Genomic DNA, 19,591 nt, shown 5'->3' with positions numbered 1-19,591 from the left:
ATTCCGGCCCGATGTGAGAAGGAAAGGAACTCTGATGACCGCAGTGACCGATGTAAAGGGTGTAGGCGAGGCGCTTGGGCAAGCGTTGATTGCCAATGGCTTCAAGACCGCAGAAGACCTTGCGAGCGCGAAACCCGCAGAGCTCGTCAAAGTTCCCCGCATTGGTGTGGCACGGGCACCGGTTCTTATTGCGGCGGCGAAAGCAGCCGTTTCAGCCAAAACCACGACTGCGCGCGCAGCAACCAAGCGCCCAGCTGCTCGGAAGGGCGTTACTGCTGCCTCCCGGAAGCGGGCTGAGGAAACCGCCCAGAAGGCTGCTGAAGAGAAAGCCGCTGCTGAAGCCAAAGCGCGAAAAAAGGCCAAGGCAAAAGCCAAGGCTGAGAAAGCTGCCAAAAAGCTGCTGGAAATGGAGGCCGCATTCTCAAAGGCAAAGGACAAGGTGAAAGTCAAAGCCAAAAAGGATAAAAAGTCCAAAAAGGACGACAAGAAAAAAGATCAAAAAAAACAGGACGCCAAAGAGAAAGTGGGCAAGAAGAAGAGTAAGAAAAAAGATAAGAAAAAGACGAAGAAGTAGACCTCCTCCGCCTTTTGATTTTCTCAGGACCGGCGCAGTTGGTTAGCGCCGGTTTTCTTATGCCAGCGTGCCGTCCCGCTGTAAGGTCAGTTTACCGCCAAGATAGGGGGCCAGAACCTTGGGCAAGGTCACAGTACCATCGGCGTTCTGACCATTTTCCAGCACGGCGATCAAGCAACGACCGACAGCCAGGCCGGAGCCGTTCAGTGTATGGACGTATTCCGGTTTGCCACCCGCTTCGGGGCGGAACCGCGCGTTCATGCGGCGGGCCTGAAAATCACCACAAGTCGAGACCGAGCTGATCTCGCGATAGGTATCCTGTCCGGGCAACCATGCCTCGATGTCATAGGTACGGCGCGCGCCAAAGCCCATGTCGCCCGTACACAGGATCACGGTGCGATAGGGTATGCCCAATTTTTCTAGAATACCTTCGGCGCAGCGTAACATGCGCTTTTGTTCCTTATCCGATTTGTCCGGATGGGTGATTGAGACCATCTCGACCTTTTCGAACTGGTGCTGGCGCAGCATCCCACGGGTGTCTCTGCCAGCGCTGCCAGCCTCGGACCGGAAGCACAGGGAATGCGCGGTATAGCGGCGAGGCAGATAGCTTTCGTCGATCAGCGTTTCATTGACGATATTGGTCAGCGACACTTCGGAGGTTGGGATCAGCCACCAGCCTTCACGGGTCTGATAGCTGTCTTCGCCAAACTTCGGCAGTTGCCCGGTGCCCTGCATCATTTCGGACAGAACCAGAACCGGGCCGTTGACCTCGGTCAGTTCGTTTTCGTTGATATGTGTGTCCAGCATGAACTGCGCCAATGCGCGGTGAATGCGGGCTACGCCACCGGACAGCAGCACAAAACGCGAACCGGACAGTTTCGCGGCAGTCTCAAAATCCATACCGGTCTGGACGGCTTCGATCTCAAAATGCTCTTTGGGCGCAAAATCCAGCGTGGGCGGAGTGCCCCAGCGGTTGACTTCGACATTGTCGTTTTCATCCGCGCCTTCGGGCACATCTTCGGCGGGCAGGTTGGCGATGCGGATCAGTTGATCGGTCAGAAGGGCGTCCAGATCCTTGGCCTCGGTCTGCATCCGGGCGATCTCGGCCTTTTTCTCGGCGACCAGCGCGCGCAGGCGCTCGAACTCGACCTCATCGCCACGACCCTTGGCCGCACCAACCTCTTTGGACGCCTTGTTTTGCTCCGCCTGAGCGGTTTCTGCGGCCAATATCTTGGCGCGGCGGCTTTCGTCCAGGCGCAACAGGTCCGACGACACCGGCGCGTCCCCACGGCGCGCAAGGGCGGCGTCGAAGGCGGCTGGGTTTTCGCGTATGGCGCGGATGTCGTGCATGGTTCAGGTCCTTAAATGCGTGAATCACTGCAGCCGCTTATGCACCATCTGAAAGGCGGGGTGTAGCACCGGTTACGACTTATCCGTATCGTCGTGTGTTTCATGCGCCAAATGGCCATCCCAGTCTTCGAGCGGAATTTTTGGTTTTGGCGGATCGGCCATGTAAGACGGCGTCATGATCTGCACATTGTTTTCATTGAACACGGCCACGATGTTGCGATGCAGGTCCGAGCGGATCTTGGGAATGATACTGCCACGGGTCGAATACCCATTGACCTGGTAGTTGATCGCGTAGTCTGCCAGCGCGGTCCACAACACAAACGGCTCGGGTTTGGCCTTGATGCCCTTGGTGCGATTGGCCGCTTCGATCAGCATGGCCTCGACTTTTTCGGATGGTTCCTCATACCCGATTCCCACGGTCGTATGCAGCAACAGCCCGCTGCCGTCGGTTCTTTTTGAGAAATTCACCACGTCCGAGTTCATCAACTGGGCATTTGGAATAGAGATCAACTCGTTCTTGATGGATTTGAGATGCGTCTCCATCAGCTTGATCTGAACCACGTCGCCGATGTGATCCCCGATCTGAATGCGATCCCCGATCGAGGTTGACCGGCGATAGATCACGAACAGACCGGCCAGCATGTTGGACACAACCGAGTTTGCGCCCAGCGACAGCATGGCACCCACCAGAAGGGTCAGACCTTGAAACGCGGCCGAGTCCGACCCCGGAATGTAGGGCACTGCAAACACCAGAGCGATCAGGATAACAACCACGCGGGCGATATTGAACGTTGGGTTCACCCAGTGCTTTTCGAAATCGCCAAGGTCAAAAGTTCCGGCCTCAACCGCGTCAAAGAACACACGCATACCCTTGATAATATACATTGTAACCCATGTGATCAGGCCCAGCATGATCAGGTTCGGGAAATAGCTGATGATTCCCTTAAAGATCAGAAGAACGGGTTCTGTCAGATAGGTTAGCAGCAGTTGAGCGAAATATCGGGTTTCAGCAAAGGAAAGTAGGACAAAGGACAGGTAGTAGTAAAAGCCCAGAAAGAAGATGATCAGCAGTATGAAGTTCAGGCCGTAACGGACCAGTGCCGCAATCGCTTCGGCCTGTACGCTTTTGGCTGTAGCGGTCTCAACATCTTTCAGGTGGCGCTTAACAAACTTCAAGGTCCGCCGTCGGATACTGCGATGCAGCCACAAGATAACCACGACGAACACAACGAAACCAAGGGTCCAGCCCGCCGCTTCTATGGCGCCGGATACGCGGGCCTGATCGGTTCGGTTGGCTCGGTAGGCGATGATCGCCTCTTCGATGGCCTGGCCATGCAAATAGCTGAGAACATCCAGCTTTATTTGATCCAGCGCGGCGTCAGCCTCTGTGACGATGGTGACCTGTACGCCGTCGGCCCGAATGCTGGTCCCCAGCTCTGTGTCTTCAAAAGTAATCGAGACCTCTGTGCTTGTTGAGGCTTCGGCAACTTCGACGATGACCTCCTGCACCCGCTCGACACGTTCCGACGCCGGTAGCGCGCTGGACCCACGCAAGAAAAACAGCATCTCACCGTCGACAATAACCGGTGCTTTGAAGGTCTCGGACTGTTCATCATCCTCGCGGATGTCTTCCACGATATCCTGAGCTGATGCCGCGATTGGCAGGGCCAGTAGCAAGGCCGTCACGATCAGCCGGACAAACATGCCAAAGGATTGAATAAAATGCGTCATCGGACCTCCCTCATTACAACTATATCCGAGCGGGAGCATCTTCATAGAGGGTAACTGACCCGGCGCCCTTAATCCTTGGAAATGCAGAAAGACCGGCAAAGTTATCCATGTTTTTTAAAGAATAAATTCCAAGCGCCTCCTGTCCTTGCAAACAGGCATTTCAAAGAATAGGTTCTCGCCAAATTTGCGGAGCATTTTCGCAGTACCAAACCAAAAGGAATATCCCATGGAAGGTGGCGCAATCGCCCAGTTTCTCCCGCTGATCCTGATCTTTGCGATCATGTATTTCCTGCTGATCCGTCCACAGCAGAAGAAAATGAAGGAACACCAAGCCATGGTCGAGGCCGTGCGCCGGGGCGATCAGGTCGTTACCCAGGGTGGGCTGATTGGTAAAGTGGCCAAGGTCAAAGAAGGCGACAACGAGATCGAAGTCGAAATCGCCGAGGGAGTCAAAGTCCGCGTGGTTAAATCGACCATTTCGCAGGTTCTGAACAAGACTGAGCCGGCGAAGTAACCTCGCGATACAATCCCTTGAAAAGGCAGGGTAATGCTGCAAATTGATACCTGGAAGCGGGTTCTGATCTGGCTGGTCTGCGTGACTGGCTTGCTGATGGCCCTGCCGAATGCGTTTTATACGCGCGTTGAACAATCCAATGACGCCAAGGCGGCGATCGAGCTTGGCGTCGACACCCCTGAAATGCAGGCAGAGGCGGCGCAATGGCCGAACTGGCTGCCGTCGTCGCTGGTCAATCTAGGGCTGGATCTGCGTGGTGGCGCGCATCTTTTGGCCGAAGTTCGGGTGGGTGACGTCTACGAATCCCGCATGGATGCGATGTGGCCGGAAATCCGGGATGCGCTTCGGGATGAACGTGCCACTGTGGGCACCATCCGTCGCCAGGACGCGGCGCCTGATGAGATTCGCCTTCGCATCAGTCAGCCCGAGGGCATGTCCCGCGCGCTGGAGGTTGTCCGCGGTCTGGCCCGTCAGGTGCAGACCCTCAGCGGTGTAGGGGCCACGGATATCGAGGCCCGCGCCGAAGGTGATACGATCATTGTACAACTTTCTGAGGCCGAGAAGCTGGCCTCAGACGACCGCACCGTGCGTCAATCGCTGGAAATCATTCGCCGCCGGATTGACGAGGTGGGCACCCGCGAGCCGACCATCCAAAGGCAAGGCACCGACCGTATTCTGATCCAGGTGCCAGGTATCGGCAGCGCAGGAGAGTTGAAAGAGATCATCGGCACGACCGCGCAACTGACCTTTAACCCCGTCGTTGGGCGCGGAACCGACCCCGATGCGATAGCGGGCGTTGGCGAAGAGGTGGTGCCGTCGATTGACGAAAATGGCGTCTATTACACGTTGGATGCCGCGCCGGTTGTAACGGGCGAGGAACTGGTCGATGCGCAGCCCGCGTTTGACCAGAATGGCCGCCCGGCGGTGAGTTTCCGCTTTAACACCTCTGGCGCGCGTAAATTTGGTGATTACACGCTGGAAAACATCGGGGCACCCTTCGCCATCGTTCTGGATGACGAAGTGATCTCAGCCCCGGTGATCCAAAGTCATATCCCCGGCGGGTCTGGTATCATCACCGGTAATTTCACCGTCGAGGAAAGTACAAATCTGGCTGTCCTGTTGCGCGCAGGGGCACTGCCCGCCGGGCTGGAGTTTCTGGAAGAAAGAACCATCGGCCCCGAGCTGGGCCAGGACAGTATCGACGCGGGTAAGGTGGCTACCATCGTGGCCTTTGTCGCGGTGCTGACATTCATGGCGCTCAGCTATGGCCTGTTTGGTATCTTCGCCAATATTGCGCTGATCATCAACGTTGGCCTGTTGTTTGGTCTGCTTTCCCTGATTGGGGCGACGTTGACCCTGCCTGGGATCGCGGGGATCGTTCTGACGGTAGGTATGGCGGTGGATGCCAACGTACTGATCTTCGAGCGTATCCGAGAGGAACTGAAATCTGCCAAAGGTCCTGCCCGCGCGATTGAGCTGGGTTATGAAAAAGCGCTGTCGGCCATTCTGGACGCCAACGTGACCACCTTCATTACCGCTGTAATCCTGTTTGCCATGGGCAGCGGGCCAGTGCGCGGGTTCGCAATCACTTTGGGTCTGGGTATTCTGACCTCGGTCTTCACCGCGATCTTCGTGACGCGCCTGATGATCGTGATTTGGTTCGAACGCCGCCGTCCGAAAACGATCGAGGTTTGACATGAGACTGAAACTCGTACCCCAGAATACCTCGTTCGATTTCTTCAGTCGCTGGAAGATCTGGCTGGGTATCTCGGCCTTGATGATGATTGTCGCGTTTACGTCTTTCATGCTGCAGGGCCTGAACTTCGGCATTGATTTCCGTGGAGGGACCACCATTCGGACCCAAAGCGCGCAGGAAATCGATGTCGGTACATATCGTGACGCTATTGCGCCGCTTGGACTTGGCGACGTGACGATCACCGAGATTTTCGATCCGAGCTTCGGGCCAGATCAACATGTCGCGATGATCCGCATTCAGGCGCAGGATGATGCTGAGGCTGTCAATGCGGCCACGATTAAACAAATTGGCGAAGCTCTTGCCGCAGCGGACCCCGGGTTGAAACTGCCCTTCGAAAGCGTCGAATCTGTAGGACCCAAAGTCTCGGGAGAGCTTATCCAGACCGCCGTAATCGCGGTGGTGCTCGCCATTGGGGCGGTGCTTGTCTACATCTGGCTGCGGTTTGAATGGCAGTTTGCGCTGGGGGCTGTCGCTGCGCTGGTGCATGACGTCATCCTGACTATCGGCATCTTTTCCGAACTGCAGATCCGCTTTGATCTGGCGATCATCGCTGCGCTGCTGACCATCGTGGGCTATTCGTTGAATGATACGGTGGTCGTGTTCGACCGGGTGCGCGAGAACTTGCGGAAATACAAGAAAAAGGACCTAAAGGAGGTTCTGAACATTTCGATCAACGAAACGCTCAGCCGGACAGTCATGACCTCTGTCACCACCTTGCTGGCGTTGATTTCGCTCTATGTTCTGGGCGGGGATGTGATCCGCGGGTTTGTCTTTGCTATGATTTGGGGTGTGATCGTAGGTACCTATTCGTCCGTCTTTGTGGCCTCAACCATCCTGTTGTGGCTGGGCGTCAAGCGCGACTGGTCCAAGCCATCAAACACTTCTGGCAACCAGTTTGCCAACATCGATGCCTGAGTATTTTGGCCAGTCCCCCACAGGGCTGGCCATCATAGTTTTTGCTGCCTTTCTTGGCGGTGTAGTGCGCGGCTTTTCCGGATTTGGGACCGCCCTGATATTCCTGCCAATCGCAACCCCATTCCTTGATCCTTTCAAGGCGCTGACCTGCTTGACAATCATGGATATACTGGGCCCGCTGCCCAACCTTCGCCGGGCCTGGCGCGAGGTCGACAGGGGTGATCTGGTCCGTCTGGTGGGAGGGTGCGCACTCGCTCTGCCATTGGGGCTGTGGTTGCTGACCACGGTCGATCCACATGTATTTCGCTATACCGTTAGCCTGTTGGCGTTTCTTATGCTGGCTATTCTGGTGTTCGGTCTGCGCTATCACGGTCATGTCAGTCGCAAAATGGTTTTGGGAATAGGAGGCGCTGGTGGGTTTTTGGGCGGTGTCGCGGGCCTGCCCGGACCGGCCGTTATCTTGTTCTATATGTCTCGACCTCTGCCCGTGGCCGTGATCCGTGCGACGATCCTGTTATACCTGTTCGCCTTTGATTTTCTGCTTCTGGGGTACCTGACTGGCATGGACCGTATCACGCTGCCTGCAGTTATATTGGGTCTGGCTCTGGCGGTCCCCAATCTGGCTGGTAATTGGCTGGGTGGTTGGATGTTCCGGCCCGAGCGGGAAAAGCTGTATCGTGCCGCTGCGTATCTGGCGATAGCGCTTGCAGCCTTGTCGGGCCTACCGCTTTGGGGCTAGATGCCTCCTATGCGTATGAATGAAATCTCTTATGACAATGCGGCCCCTGTTGACGGATATGGTCCTGGGTTTTTCCGCATCGGTGGTCAGGTCTATGACGGGTCGGTGCTGACCGGCCCTGCAGGATCAGCGAAATGGGGCGGGTACGACGACAGGGATGATCTGTTGAAATTGGCGGGTCAGGTCGATGTGCTGTTTATTGGAACCGGCGCTGAGCTGGCCCATATTCCTTCTGATCTGCGCGCCGCCTTGGAAGATTCGGGGATCGGGGTTGAGATCATGAACTCTCCGTCCGCGTGCCGCACATACAATATCCTGTTATCCGAAGGGCGCCGTATTGCGCTGGCGCTGCTACCGGTCTGATAGGATTCTTTTCCTCTGTCCTTGCGCTTAGATGCCACCCAAATACGTTGCTGTCGGTATGCTGCGGCAAATCCCGCCTTTTGCCTCTGACGGCAATAGGATAAGCGGGATTCATGACATTGACCGTGACCGACCTGTCGATCGCCCGAGGGGGCGTTCCTGTGCTGAAAAATCTCAGCTTTTCGCTGGAGCCCGGAAAGGCGCTTATCCTACGCGGGCCGAACGGGATCGGTAAAACAACGCTGCTGCGAACGCTGGCAGGCCTGCAGCCTCCGCTTGAGGGGCAGATCGACGGGGCTGAGGACCGGATCGCCTATGCCTCACATTCCGACGGACTCAAGCCGACTCTGACCGTGGTGGAAAACCTGTCGTTCTGGGCGCAGGTCTTCGGCAGTCACAGCATTCAACCGGCCTTGGACGCGTTTGCTTTGACTGAGCTGTCGGATCGCCATGCCGGCAATCTGTCGGCAGGCCAGAAACGTCGATTGGGGTTGGCGCGGATGTTGGTCACCGAACGACCCATCTGGATGTTGGATGAGCCCACTGTGTCGCTGGATAAGAATGCAGTGCAGATGTTTGCAGACGCGGTGCGCGCGCATCTGGGGCAGGGTGGGTCTGCCTTGATTGCCACCCATATCGACCTTGGTCTGGACGGAGAGGTCCTGGATGTGGGGCCCTACAAGGCTAAACCGAAACCTGTCGATGATCTCGACGGAGGTTTCCTGTGATCGCCCTGCTTTTACGTGATTTGAAACTGGCCTTCCGTGCGGGCGGAGGGTTTGGCCTTGGCCTGGCGTTTTTTCTTATCGTCACCGTGCTGGTGCCTTTTTCAGTTGGCCCGCAATCCGCGTTGTTGTCCACGATTGCACCTGGCGTGCTATGGCTGGGGGCACTTTTGGCCTGCCTTCTGTCACTTGACCGGCTGCTTGCGCTGGATTGGGAGGACGGCTCGCTCGACCTATTGGCGACGGCGCCCCTGCCGTTAGAAGCGGTCGTAACGATCAAGTCTTTGGCGCATTGGCTGACTACGGGCTTGCCACTGGTTCTGGCCGCGCCCTTCCTGGGCGTTCTGCTTAATTTGCCTTTGCCCGGCTTTTTCTGGCTTGTCGTCTCACTTTTGATTGGCACGCCCGCGATGAGCGTCATCGGAACCTTTGGTGCCGCTCTTACGGTCGGCTTGAAACGCGGCGGATTGCTGCTGTCGCTTCTTGTGCTGCCTCTTTATGTACCGACATTGATCTTCGGGGCCGAGGTCGCGCGCCGCGGCGCAACCGGAATGGAAACGCAGACACCCTTGTTGATGCTGGCTGGGATCACTGCGGCGACGATTGCCCTGTTACCTTTTGCCAGCGCCGCCGTGTTGCGCATTAACCTACGGTGACACAGTGTAACTTTGACGGATGTCAATTGAGAATGAACCCGACTCGGACTAGATAAGGCCCATGTCTATCGCAGCCAAAGCCAATACCCTCTGGGAATATGCCAATCCGCGCAAGTTTCTTGCCACCAGTGAACGGGTGATGCCGTTCTTCTGGGGCGCGGCTTTGGTTTGCATCGTCATTGGTCTGGTGTGGGGATTTTTCTTCACACCCGATGATTACAAGCAGGGATCGACCGTCAAGATCATTTACCTGCATGTGCCCGCCGCACTGATGGCGATTAACTGCTGGCTTATGATGCTGGCGACCTCTCTGGTTTGGCTGGTTCGCCGTCATCATGTCAGTGCGCTGGCTGCGCGCGCGGCCGCACCTGTGGGCATCGTGATGACATTGATTGCGTTGGCAACCGGGGCGATTTGGGGGCAGCCTATGTGGGGCACCTGGTGGGCCTGGGATCCACGTCTGACCTCATTCCTGATCCTGTTCCTCTTCTATTTGGGCTATGTCGCCTTGTGGGAGGCGATCGAAGACCCTGATACGGCTGCCGATCTGACCTCGATCCTGTGTCTGGTGGGGTCGGTCTTTGCTATCCTCAGCCGTTATGCGGTGAATTTCTGGAATCAGGGGCTGCATCAGGGCGCTTCTGTCCTGCGGGCTGGTGCCGTGACTGGAGCGGATACCGAAGAGAAGGTCAGCAATATCTATTTCTATCCTCTGCTGCTCTGCATTGTCGGGTTCGTGTTGTTGTTCATCGCCTTGGTACTTTACCGCACGGGTACTGAAATTCGCACGCGTCGGACCAAGACTCTGCTGGCGCGGGAAAGGGCAAACGGATGATCCCTGATCTTGGAAAATATGCCGATACGGTGCTCTGGTCCTATGTGGTTTCCATCGGGCTTTTGCTGGCGCTGGTTCTGGTCAGCGTGATGAGGGGCCGCAGGGCGCAGGCTGAGCTGGAAAAAGTTGAACAAAGGATAAAGCGCAATGGCTAAGATCTCGCCCCTGATGATTGCGCCCCCGCTGATCTTTGGCGCCTTTGCGGTCCTTGCCGGTATTGGCATGTTCCGCGATGACCCAAACGCTTTGCCCTCGGCGCGTGAGGGTCAAACCGCGCCGCCGGTTGTGTTGACTGAGTTTGCAGGCAAACCGCAGTTCGACGATGCAACGCTGCGCGACGGAGAGGTCAAGCTGGTGAATTACTGGGCCAGCTGGTGCGCGCCCTGCCGGGTAGAGCACCCGAACCTGCAAGCCCTGTCGGATGAAGGCATCCCTGTCTATGGCATCAACTACAAGGACAAGCTGGAAAATGCCGAGGCTTTCCTGAATGAACTCGGCGATCCCTATTCGGCCATCGGACGGGATGAACAGGGGCGCATGGCGCTGGACTGGGGTGTTTACGGCGTGCCGGAAACCTATGTGGTCGATGGCGACGGAACCATTATCCTGCGTTTTGCCGGGCCGATTACCCAGCGCGTCATCGAAAAAACCATCAGGCCCGCTCTGGAAAAGGCTGCGGCCGATTAACGCTGGTAAGGATTGATGGATAATACCGGACTTCTGAACGATCTTGTCACAATCACCCGCCTTGGTGCTGTTACCGTAGTTCTATGGTTCGGCACCCGCATGTGGGAGGTCTGGCAAAAAACAAAACAACGTCGTGAAGATCGGGATGCTTTGTTGCGGGCGCTTTTCGCCGAGGTGGATTTCAACACAAGCGATCTGACGCGGTTTCTGGAAAACGCGCCGCCTCTGACGCAATTCGAATCCCTGTTTCAAAAGAAGGGGTACATCCCGCATGTCACCGACGCCCGGCATACCGATGTCTATAGATCAGGCATCAAAGATCTGCATTTTCTGGAAGACGGGCTGATCTCGGAATTCGTGAAATTCTATGGCGGTCTTGAAAAGATCCGAACACAGATCGAAGGGCTGCATAACGCAAGTTTTCTTAAGATATCGGTGCCGGGCAAAGTGGGCACGATCCGCGGCCTGTATAATACGAGTGAGGCTTGCGAAATGGCCGGTCACAGCATTCTGACGCAGATGGAACGCAACTATACCGATCTCAAATTAAAAAGGCGCCCTGAACATCTGTCCGGGCACCTGAGCGGTGATGAGAGTGAATTATCAGCCAGATTAACGGCTTTGACGTCAAACCTGGATCGGATCAGGGCCAAAAAGCATGATTCATAGTCTCCTCTGTGTGACCAATATATAGGCGCGTCACGTCTTACTTTCAAGTGAATGATGCGGGTGCGGCCTGCCTGTAAGGGCAACGGTATTCGCTTAAATCGCTCTTGTCATCAGGGTTCTGAAACTAAAAAGGGCGCCCGGTTGGACGCCCCTTTTTATTCGTTGAAAGGTCTTAGTCCGCTTTGGCCAGGTTCCGCAGCACGTAATGCAGCACACCACCGTTTTCGATATATTCGATCTCGGGCGCGGTATCGATGCGGCACTTGAGGGTGATGGTCTTTTCCGAACTGTCACCGAAAGTGATGGTGCAGGGCACCTCTTGCAGCGGCTGGATCGTATCCAGACCGTGGATCGAGACGGTTTCATCACCCTTCAAGCCCAGCGTCTTGCGCGAGTCGCCACCGGTGAATTCGAACGGTACAACGCCCATGCCAACCAGGTTCGAGCGGTGGATACGCTCAAAGCTTTCGGCGATCACCGCTTTGACACCCAGCAGAGCCGTGCCTTTGGCCGCCCAGTCGCGCGACGATCCGGCGCCGTATTGCTCGCCACCGAATACAACCAGCGGCGTGCCCTGTTCCTGATAGGCCATCGACGCGTCATAGATTGAAGTCTGCTCGCCATCGGGGCCTTTGGTGTAACCACCTTCGACGCTGTCCAGCATCTCGTTCTTGATGCGGATATTGGCAAAGGTGCCGCGCATCATGACCTCGTGGTTGCCACGGCGCGACCCGTAAGAGTTGAACTCGCGCGGTTGCACCTGACGGTCAGTCAGATACTTGCCAGCCGGTGTTGTCGTGGCAAACGAGCCTGCAGGCGAGATGTGGTCAGTGGTGACCATATCGCCCAGAATGGCCAGAACCTTGGCGTCTTCGATGTTCGAAATTGTGCCCGGCTCGGTCCCCATGCCCTGGAAGTAGGGCGGGTTCTGGATATAGGTCGAGGTCGGTGGCCAGTCATAGGTTTCGGCATCGGTGGTATCGACCGCTTGCCATTTCTCGTCGCCTTTGAAGACGTCTGCATATTTCGACAGGAACGCCTCACGGGTGACCGTCTGTTCGACCAATTCCGCCACTTCTTGCTGGGTTGGCCAGATGTCTTTCATGAAGACATCATTGCCGTCCTTGTCCTGACCGATCGGTTCTGAGGTCAGGTCGATATCCATCGTACCGGCCAGCGCATAGACCACGACCAGCGGCGGTGAGGCCAGATAGTTGGCGCGGACGTCCGGACTGATACGGCCTTCGAAGTTGCGGTTCCCCGACAAGACCGACGTGGCTACCAAATCGCCCTCGGTAATCGCCTCAGAGAGCTCTTTCTGGATTGGACCCGAGTTGCCGATACAGGTGGTGCAGCCGTAGCCGACAAGGTTGAAGCCGATCTTGTCCAGATCTTCCTGCAGGCCAGCGGCCTCAAGATAAGCAGAAACAACCTGCGATCCCGGTGCGAGCGAAGTTTTGACCCAAGGCTGACGGTTCAGACCCAAGGCTGCGGCCTTGCGGGCCACAAGACCAGCGCCGATCATGACATACGGGTTCGAGGTGTTGGTGCAGGAGGTGATCGAGGCGATCACAACCTTGCCCGATTCCAGGGTATAGTCTTCGCCTTTGACGGCGACTTCCTTGCCCATGGGTCGCTTGAACGTCTCGGCCATTTCCCTGGTGAACGCCGCCTTGGCACCGGTCAGAGCAACATAATCCTGGGGGCGCTTCGGGCCCGAGATCGCGGGAACGATGGTGCGCATGTCCAGCGACAGGGTGTCGGTGTAGATCGGCGCGTAATCTGCGTCGCGCCAGAAGCCGTTTTCCTTGGCATAGGCTTCGACCAGCGCGATGCGATCTTCGTCACGGCCGGTGTTACGCAGATAGCGCAGCGTTTCACCGTCAATCGGGAAGAAACCACACGTCGCGCCATATTCCGGGGCCATGTTGGCGATGGTTGCCCGGTCGGCCAGCGGCAGACGGTCCAGACCTTCGCCGAAAAATTCGACGAATTTGCCCACAACACCCTTTGCGCGCAGCATTTCGACGACCTTCAGAACCAGATCGGTGCCGGTGGTGCCTTCAACCAGATCTCCGGTCAGCTCAAAGCCGACAACCTCGGGGATCAGCATCGAGATCGGCTGACCCAGCATAGCGGCTTCGGCCTCGATCCCGCCGACGCCCCAGCCCAGAACGGCCATACCGTTGACCATGGTGGTGTGACTGTCGGTGCCGACCAGCGTGTCGGGATAGGCAACCTCGTTGCCATCCTGATCCGTGTCGGTCCAAACGGTCTGCGCCAGATATTCCAGGTTCACCTGGTGACAGATCCCGGTTCCGGGGGGCACAACGCGGAAGTTGTTGAAGGCACCCTGACCCCATTTCAGGAACTGATACCGTTCCATGTTGCGTTCGTATTCGCGGTCAACGTTCATCTGGAACGCGCGCGGGTTGCCGAATTCGTCAATCATGACCGAGTGGTCGATGACCAGATCAACGGGGTTCAACGGGTTGATCTTCTGCGCGTCGCCGCCCAGAGCCTTGATACCATCGCGCATGGCGGCCAGATCGACCACTGCCGGAACGCCGGTGAAATCCTGCATCAACACGCGGGCAGGGCGATAGGCGATCTCGCGGGGGTTCTTGCCACCTTTGGCGCCCCATTCGGCAAACGCCTTGATGTCGTCGACCGAGACGGAAAATCCGTCATCTTCGAACCGCAACATGTTTTCCAACACCACCTTCAGGGCGGCGGGCAGTTTCGAGAAATCACCCAGGCCGGCCTCTTGCGCGGCGGGGATCGAGTAATACGAGATGGACTTGCCATTCACGCTCAGGCTGCGGCGTGTCTTGGCGGTATCCTGTCCGACTTTGATGGGCATCTGTGGCCTCCCTCTCAAATGACGTGGAATATGGGATTCGCTGAGGGCTATCTGCATCACCCAAGCGCGCGGTTCAAGGTCCAACAGACCAGGTGCGGCAATTTTTGTATACCATTGCACACATTTTTGCGAAAACCTTGTGTCACCGGTCTCAAGAAACCTTGATTGGTGCTTGATCAGCGTTCCGTCTAAACCAGAGATGCACCCCATGAAACCCGAGAGCAAACATGTTCAGATCTGCAACCGCGACCGCCCTGGTGTCCTTGTTTCTGGCAACTTCGGTTGTTGCAGAAAGCGGACCCGTCGTGGTCGAGCTGTTCACCTCGCAAGGATGTTCGTCCTGCCCGCCGGCCGATCGGATCATGCATGACTTGGCCAAGCGGGACGACGTCATCGGTTTGGCGCTGCACGTAGATTATTGGGATTACATCGGTTGGGAGGATGAATATGCCATTCCCGCCCATACCGACCGTCAGCGCAGCTATGCCGGAAACTCCGGGCGTATGGTGATCTATACGCCTCAGATGGTAGTGAATGGTCAGCAGGATATTGTAGGGGCAGATACGGCAAAGCTGGATTACCTGATCGGCGACCATTCCAAGGCCGCTCCGCAGGCGTCGGTTTCGGCCTCGCGTACAGGAGATAACGTAACTGTCGGCGTTTCCTCGATCAGTTTGCCACCGGATCAGGTCTATGACATCCGGGTGGTGCAATACACGCCAATGCGCCATGCTTCGATCCGGCGCGGAGAGTTGGCCGGACAAGAACTGGATTATGCCAATGTGGTCGAGGCCTGGACAGTAGCCGGGCAATGGGACGGGACAGCGCCTAAGACCTATAAGGTATCTTTGACGTCAGGTTTACCGGCCGTTGTGTTGGTGCAAGGGGTTGGCCATGGGCCGATTATTGCGGCAGCACGCGTTCGCTGATCAGGGCATGTCTTTGGCTTGGACGCCTAGCCCGTTCCAGGTTTTCCAGCGACGATGAATCCAGAACCACTGACCCATATGCTGTCGGACAACCGCCTCGAGGTCATCATTGGTGAACTGGGTCATCGTCTTTGGATCCGTATGTGGGACCGGTTCGTGCAGGATGATTTCGAAATCAACCCCATTGGGCTGACGCACCGCATAGCACGGAATCAGGACGGCTTTGTATTTCATTGCCAGTTCAGCATTCAAAACCGACGTCACGGCCGGTTTGCCGAAAAAAGTCAGTTCTTCCCCGCCATGTGCGTGCAGGTCTGACACAATAGCGATGATCCCGCCTTTTTTGAGTGTCCGCACCATTTCGACCATCCCGCGACGGCCTTGTTCGAACATCGGGGCGCCGGTTTTGTAGAACGCATCGACATACATGTCGTTGAAGTAGGGGTTCGCCATTCGACGGTAGAGGCAGCCAATAGGCTGACCGCTGCGTTCTTGAAGGGCGATACGCGCGGCCAGGTAATGGCCGAAATGCGCAGTGATCATCATCACAGGTCGCCCCTCTGCCAAGGCGGAATCAAAGGCAGCAAGGCCCGTACCCGTGACTTTGGCAAAGCGTTGGCGTTCTGTGAAATCCTCGGGCGAGAAGTGCTCCATGATCGCGCGTCCGGCGTTGTCAGGAACGGCCTTGCAGATGCGTTTCACTTCGGATTCAGTCAGGTCCGGGCAGGTGAGTTTCAGATTGCTGCGTACTCTTTTCGAGAACCCGACCAACGGTGCAAGGTTTCTCGCTATGGCGCCCATTGTGGCAATGCGTGTCTCATAGGGCAGCAACCGTAACGCTTTGATAACGCCTTTCAGGAACATGCCGGATACATAGTATTTGCCAAGCTCGGACCTGCTTAGTTCAGACTTTTCAACGGGCATCAGAAGGTCTCGGCGTCTGTTGTGAATTGCCGGGTCAGACATACAAGCCGATCGCGGTAACCACAAGCTTTCTGCTCGGCCAGAAATTTTGGCGCGCTTTCTCTCTTTATTCGTCGCCGTCATCATCCCGGAGCGTGATGGTTCCCTCATCGACAAGTGTCCGAATGGCGCCAATGATCTGGGTCATCGCCTCCTCTGCATCGGGTTGTTTGATTTTTCCGACCTCATCCATTTCTTCGCGCAGGTTTTCGGCCATACGCGACGACATGTTGGACAACAGGTAGTCAACCGATGCCCTGTCTCCTTCCGTTTCTGCACCGGCGAGCGCTGTAACCAGGACGGGTTGTTCCACACCGCGTAGAATGGCCGGTACATCACGGGGCAGAATGCGGGACGGGATATGGGCGAAGGTGAAAATGGATTGGCGAACTATGGTGGCAAAATCGGCGTCCTCTTCTTCTAATGCGCTCAGCAGGCCGTCCCGGGTCGAAGCAGCGGACTGATTCAGTATCGCGCCAACGCGGGCACCCGGTCCGTCGGCAAACGCTGTGGCAGGGCGCTGATCCATCTGAGCCGCCAGCGACCATCCGATCCGCTCGACGGCCTCTGGGCTGACATTTGCTGTTTTCGAAACCGCATAGGTAATACGCCGAGCAACTGGGCCGGGAAGGTGCCCTAGCAGTTGCGCAGCTTTGGCGGTTTCAAGTTTCGATAGCATCACGGCCGCAATCTCAGTGCTTTCGGCCTGCGCCATTTCGGCCAGATCTTCTGTAGGGATCTCTCGCAATCGCTGCCAAGGATCGCCGATCTGGCGTATGCCGGCCACTTTACGCAAACGCGCCGCAGTTGCCGGGGCGATTTTGCCGTTCACCACATCCAAAGCGCCCGCCAGACCATGTGGAAAGGACAGGCCAACACTGTCCAGCGCATCTGCAAATTCACCGGCAACAGCGTCCAAGGTAACCCGGTCGACAAGGCCCATTTTGCCCAGTTGGTGGGTTAGCTTTTCCTGTAAATCGTCGGGGAGCTCTTCCAGCGGAATGTCCGCCCCATCATTCAGCAAGAGACGCACAACCACCGCCGCCTTTTGTCGGCTGCTGAGGCTGCGGGCCACCAAGCGAAGGTCGTCATCGTTTTCTTTGGCCAGCTGGGCAGAAGCCCCCGGGGCCACCTGTACCAATGTGTTTGTGTTCTGCATCTGCCTGCGGTGCCAAAGTTCCTGTTCCACAGGCAGATTACAGAGAGTCGGGTAAAGAAAGGCTGAAGCTTAGTAGTTGTAGGTCAGTCCGGTGCGGATCGCCTCGCGCAGGGAAACCTCTGCCCAGGTTCCTTCGCCGCCACGTGCTTTGATTTCACGCCACTGCGCAATCGCCAGATCAGTTTTGCCCTCGGCGACAAAGCCTTGCGCCATATAGGAACGTGCCAGGATATTGTCGGGATTTGCGTTAATTGCACCTTCATAGAACAGGTTGGCCAGTTCCAGCTTGCCCATCTTCCGATAGGTAAATCCCCAATAGGTCAAGACGCGATCGTCATTCTGGTCCATCACGCGCAGCACGCCTTGGGCGTTTTTGAACTGCCCGTCATAGGCCAGTTCACGCACGGCGTGGTACAGCTGATCCTGAGTGAAATTGGTGTTGCTGGGCTTTACGCATTTGCCCGCGGCCTCATCATAGACCCGTCCGAACAGACATTTCTTGGTGGTGTTTGTTGTTTTTGGCGGCGTCGATCCCCCGCCGCCACCTGCGGCATGAACCATGGGGGCAAATGTAAGGGCCTGAATTGCAATAACCGAAGCTAGGATGAGGCGCATAATTGGTCTCCGTTCGTAGGGCTGCTCAGAATAAGCATAGCGCGTTCTATACAAAAGCTAACAACTGATCGCGCGAATTTATTCACAAGTTAGAAAGCGGGAATGATCCTGCCGTGATCAAGCAAAGAAAAACCCGCACAAAAATTTTGTGCGGGTCAGTATTGCAGAGTCTTTACGAAATTTTACTCGCCAAACACCCGGGCAAAGATCGTATCGACATGTTTGGTGTGATAGCCGAGATCGAATTTCTCTTCGATCTCCTCCTTGCTCAAGGCGGCGGTCACGTCAGTATCCGCCAGAAGTTCTTCTTTGAAGTCTGTGCGGTGTTCCCAGACCTTCAACGCGTTGCGTTGAACCATAGCATAAGCCTCTTCCCGGCTGACCCCTGCCTGCGTCAGCGCCAGCAGAACCCGCTGGCTCATCACTAGACCGGGGAACTTGTTCATGTTCTCCATCATGTTCTCGGGGAAGATCAGCATTTTGTCGATCACGCCCGTCAGTCGAGCCAGAGCAAAATCCAGTGTGATCGTGGCGTCCGGCCCAATCATGCGCTCCACCGAGGAGTGCGAGATGTCACGTTCGTGCCAGAGCGCCACATTCTCCATCGCCGGGATCACCGCCGCGCGCACCATGCGCGCCAGCCCGGTCAGGTTCTCGGTCAGTACAGGGTTCTTCTTGTGCGGCATCGCCGAAGACCCTTTCTGCCCCATCGAGAAGAACTCGGCCCCCTCAAGAACCTCGGTCCGCTGCATGTGACGGATTTCAATGGCAACGTTTTCGATGCTGCTGGCGATCACGCCCAACGTGGCAAAGAACGCGGCATGGCGATCGCGGGGGATGACCTGCGTGCTGATCGGTTCGGGCACCAGTCCCAGCTTGTCGCAGACATGCTCTTCGACCTGAGGGTCGATATTGGCAAAGGTGCCGACCGCGCCGCTGATCGCACCTGTTGCAATCTCGGCCCGTGCGTCGCGCATGCGGGACAGGTTGCGATCCATCTCGGCATAGAAGCGCGCGAATGTCAGGCCCATTGTGGTGGGCTCGGCGTGGATGCCGTGGCTGCGGCCGATGCGGACAGTGTCCTTATGTTCGATCGCGCGGCGTTTCAGAGCGGCCAGCAAACCTTCGAGGTCGGCGATCAGGATGTCGGCAGCGCGGGTCAGCTGAACGTTGAAACAGGTATCCAGCACGTCCGAGCTGGTCATGCCCTGATGCACGAAACGCGCCTCATCGCTGCCGACATGCTCGGCCAAGTGGGTCAGAAAAGCGATGACATCGTGTTTGGTGACAGCCTCAATCTCATCAATGCGGGCCACATCGAATTCCACATTCTTGGCCTTCCACACGGCCTCGGCGTTTTCACGCGGGATCACGCCCAGATCGGCCATGGCGTCACAGGCATGGGCCTCGATCTCGTACCAGATGCGGAACTTCGTCTCAGGCGACCAGATGGCGACCATGTCGGGGCGGGAATAACGTGGAATCATTGGCAGCGGCACCTTTTTATGATTTGGCAGAGGTCGTTGCGGCGCGGTTTAAACCCAGTCG

General features: G+C 56.7%; 20 protein-coding genes. 13 read left to right on the top strand and 7 right to left on the bottom strand.

Going from position 1 to position 19,591, the window contains the following annotated elements; translation table 11 throughout:
- The first annotated feature begins 34 nt into the window (after positions 1–34).
- The gene (locus tag AC2FFB_RS04435; RefSeq protein WP_496874540.1) at positions 35–574 is read left to right on the top strand and encodes a helix-hairpin-helix domain-containing protein; all 540 of its coding nucleotides are present in this window, start codon (positions 35–37) and stop codon (positions 572–574) included.
- A gap of 57 nt (positions 575–631) precedes the next feature.
- On the opposite strand, the gene serS is transcribed toward AC2FFB_RS04435, so the two are convergent.
- Positions 632–1,924, bottom strand: coding sequence for a serine--tRNA ligase (gene serS / locus AC2FFB_RS04430; protein ID WP_496822932.1), 1,293 nt, complete (start codon positions 1,922–1,924; stop codon positions 632–634).
- Between the two features lie 72 nt (positions 1,925–1,996).
- Entirely contained in the window at positions 1,997–3,655 is a 1,659-nt protein-coding gene (locus AC2FFB_RS04425; RefSeq protein WP_496874539.1) for a mechanosensitive ion channel family protein, read from the bottom strand.
- A 226-nt stretch (positions 3,656–3,881) separates the two neighbouring features.
- On the opposite strand from AC2FFB_RS04425, the gene yajC reads away from it, so the two are divergent.
- The 11 genes from yajC to AC2FFB_RS04370 all read left to right on the top strand — a co-directional run bounded on the left by yajC (position 3,882) and on the right by AC2FFB_RS04370 (position 11,514).
- Complete coding sequence (gene yajC / locus AC2FFB_RS04420) at positions 3,882–4,169, top strand: preprotein translocase subunit YajC (RefSeq protein WP_142633080.1); 288 nt, start codon at positions 3,882–3,884, stop codon at positions 4,167–4,169.
- 33 nt (positions 4,170–4,202) lie between these two features.
- Positions 4,203–5,864 (top strand): protein translocase subunit SecD, encoded by a 1,662-nt coding sequence (gene secD / locus AC2FFB_RS04415; RefSeq protein ID WP_496874538.1) that lies wholly within the window; start codon positions 4,203–4,205, stop codon positions 5,862–5,864.
- A gap of 1 nt (position 5,865) precedes the next feature.
- The gene (secF, locus tag AC2FFB_RS04410) at positions 5,866–6,840 is read left to right on the top strand and encodes a protein translocase subunit SecF (RefSeq protein WP_496874537.1); all 975 of its coding nucleotides are present in this window, start codon (positions 5,866–5,868) and stop codon (positions 6,838–6,840) included.
- Positions 6,833–7,579 (top strand): sulfite exporter TauE/SafE family protein, encoded by a 747-nt coding sequence (locus AC2FFB_RS04405; RefSeq protein ID WP_496676192.1) that lies wholly within the window; start codon positions 6,833–6,835, stop codon positions 7,577–7,579. The genes secF and AC2FFB_RS04405 overlap by 8 nt, the downstream gene beginning before the upstream one ends.
- A gap of 9 nt (positions 7,580–7,588) precedes the next feature.
- The gene (locus AC2FFB_RS04400) at positions 7,589–7,942 is read left to right on the top strand and encodes an Mth938-like domain-containing protein (protein WP_496874627.1); all 354 of its coding nucleotides are present in this window, start codon (positions 7,589–7,591) and stop codon (positions 7,940–7,942) included.
- 113 nt (positions 7,943–8,055) lie between these two features.
- A complete protein-coding gene (ccmA, locus tag AC2FFB_RS04395; RefSeq protein ID WP_496874536.1) occupies positions 8,056–8,670 on the top strand; it encodes a heme ABC exporter ATP-binding protein CcmA in 615 nt (204 codons plus the stop codon).
- A complete protein-coding gene (ccmB, locus tag AC2FFB_RS04390) occupies positions 8,667–9,323 on the top strand; it encodes a heme exporter protein CcmB (protein ID WP_282021834.1) in 657 nt (218 codons plus the stop codon). The genes ccmA and ccmB overlap by 4 nt, the downstream gene beginning before the upstream one ends.
- 61 nt (positions 9,324–9,384) lie before the next feature.
- Positions 9,385–10,158 carry a heme ABC transporter permease gene (locus AC2FFB_RS04385; protein ID WP_142633092.1) on the top strand — a complete coding sequence of 258 codons (774 nt, stop codon included), beginning with the start codon at positions 9,385–9,387 and terminating at the stop codon, positions 10,156–10,158.
- Positions 10,155–10,313, top strand: coding sequence for a heme exporter protein CcmD (gene ccmD, locus AC2FFB_RS04380; RefSeq protein WP_281971899.1), 159 nt, complete (start codon positions 10,155–10,157; stop codon positions 10,311–10,313). The genes AC2FFB_RS04385 and ccmD overlap by 4 nt, the downstream gene beginning before the upstream one ends.
- Positions 10,306–10,845, top strand: coding sequence for a DsbE family thiol:disulfide interchange protein (locus AC2FFB_RS04375; protein WP_496688484.1), 540 nt, complete (start codon positions 10,306–10,308; stop codon positions 10,843–10,845). Before ccmD ends, AC2FFB_RS04375 begins: the two co-directional genes overlap by 8 nt.
- Positions 10,846–10,860: 15 nt before the next feature.
- The gene (locus AC2FFB_RS04370; RefSeq protein WP_496688482.1) at positions 10,861–11,514 is read left to right on the top strand and encodes a hypothetical protein; all 654 of its coding nucleotides are present in this window, start codon (positions 10,861–10,863) and stop codon (positions 11,512–11,514) included.
- 172 nt (positions 11,515–11,686) lie between these two features.
- Here AC2FFB_RS04370 and acnA read toward each other — a convergent pair whose 3' ends face one another.
- On the bottom strand, positions 11,687–14,377 hold the full coding sequence (acnA, locus tag AC2FFB_RS04365) for an aconitate hydratase AcnA (protein WP_496874535.1): 2,691 nt from the start codon (positions 14,375–14,377) through the stop codon (positions 11,687–11,689).
- Positions 14,378–14,604: 227 nt separating this feature from the next.
- Between acnA and AC2FFB_RS04360 the strand changes: the two genes are divergently transcribed.
- Complete coding sequence (locus AC2FFB_RS04360) at positions 14,605–15,306, top strand: DUF1223 domain-containing protein (protein ID WP_496874534.1); 702 nt, start codon at positions 14,605–14,607, stop codon at positions 15,304–15,306.
- On the opposite strand, the gene AC2FFB_RS04355 is transcribed toward AC2FFB_RS04360, so the two are convergent.
- From AC2FFB_RS04355 to purB, 4 genes are all read right to left on the bottom strand, one after another.
- On the bottom strand, positions 15,307–16,230 hold the full coding sequence (locus AC2FFB_RS04355; protein ID WP_142633100.1) for a lysophospholipid acyltransferase family protein: 924 nt from the start codon (positions 16,228–16,230) through the stop codon (positions 15,307–15,309).
- Positions 16,231–16,336: 106 nt separating this feature from the next.
- Positions 16,337–17,428 (bottom strand): flagellar motor switch protein FliG, encoded by a 1,092-nt coding sequence (locus AC2FFB_RS04350; RefSeq protein WP_281994443.1) that lies wholly within the window; start codon positions 17,426–17,428, stop codon positions 16,337–16,339.
- A gap of 69 nt (positions 17,429–17,497) precedes the next feature.
- The gene (locus tag AC2FFB_RS04345) at positions 17,498–18,043 is read right to left on the bottom strand and encodes a tetratricopeptide repeat protein (protein WP_281971903.1); all 546 of its coding nucleotides are present in this window, start codon (positions 18,041–18,043) and stop codon (positions 17,498–17,500) included.
- A gap of 182 nt (positions 18,044–18,225) precedes the next feature.
- Positions 18,226–19,530 (bottom strand): adenylosuccinate lyase, encoded by a 1,305-nt coding sequence (gene purB / locus AC2FFB_RS04340; RefSeq protein ID WP_496693385.1) that lies wholly within the window; start codon positions 19,528–19,530, stop codon positions 18,226–18,228.
- Positions 19,531–19,591: the final 61 nt, after the last annotated feature.

Source organism: Ruegeria sp. YTSA219 (genome assembly GCF_059609985.1).
This window is presented reverse-complemented; position numbering and strand designations above follow the sequence as displayed.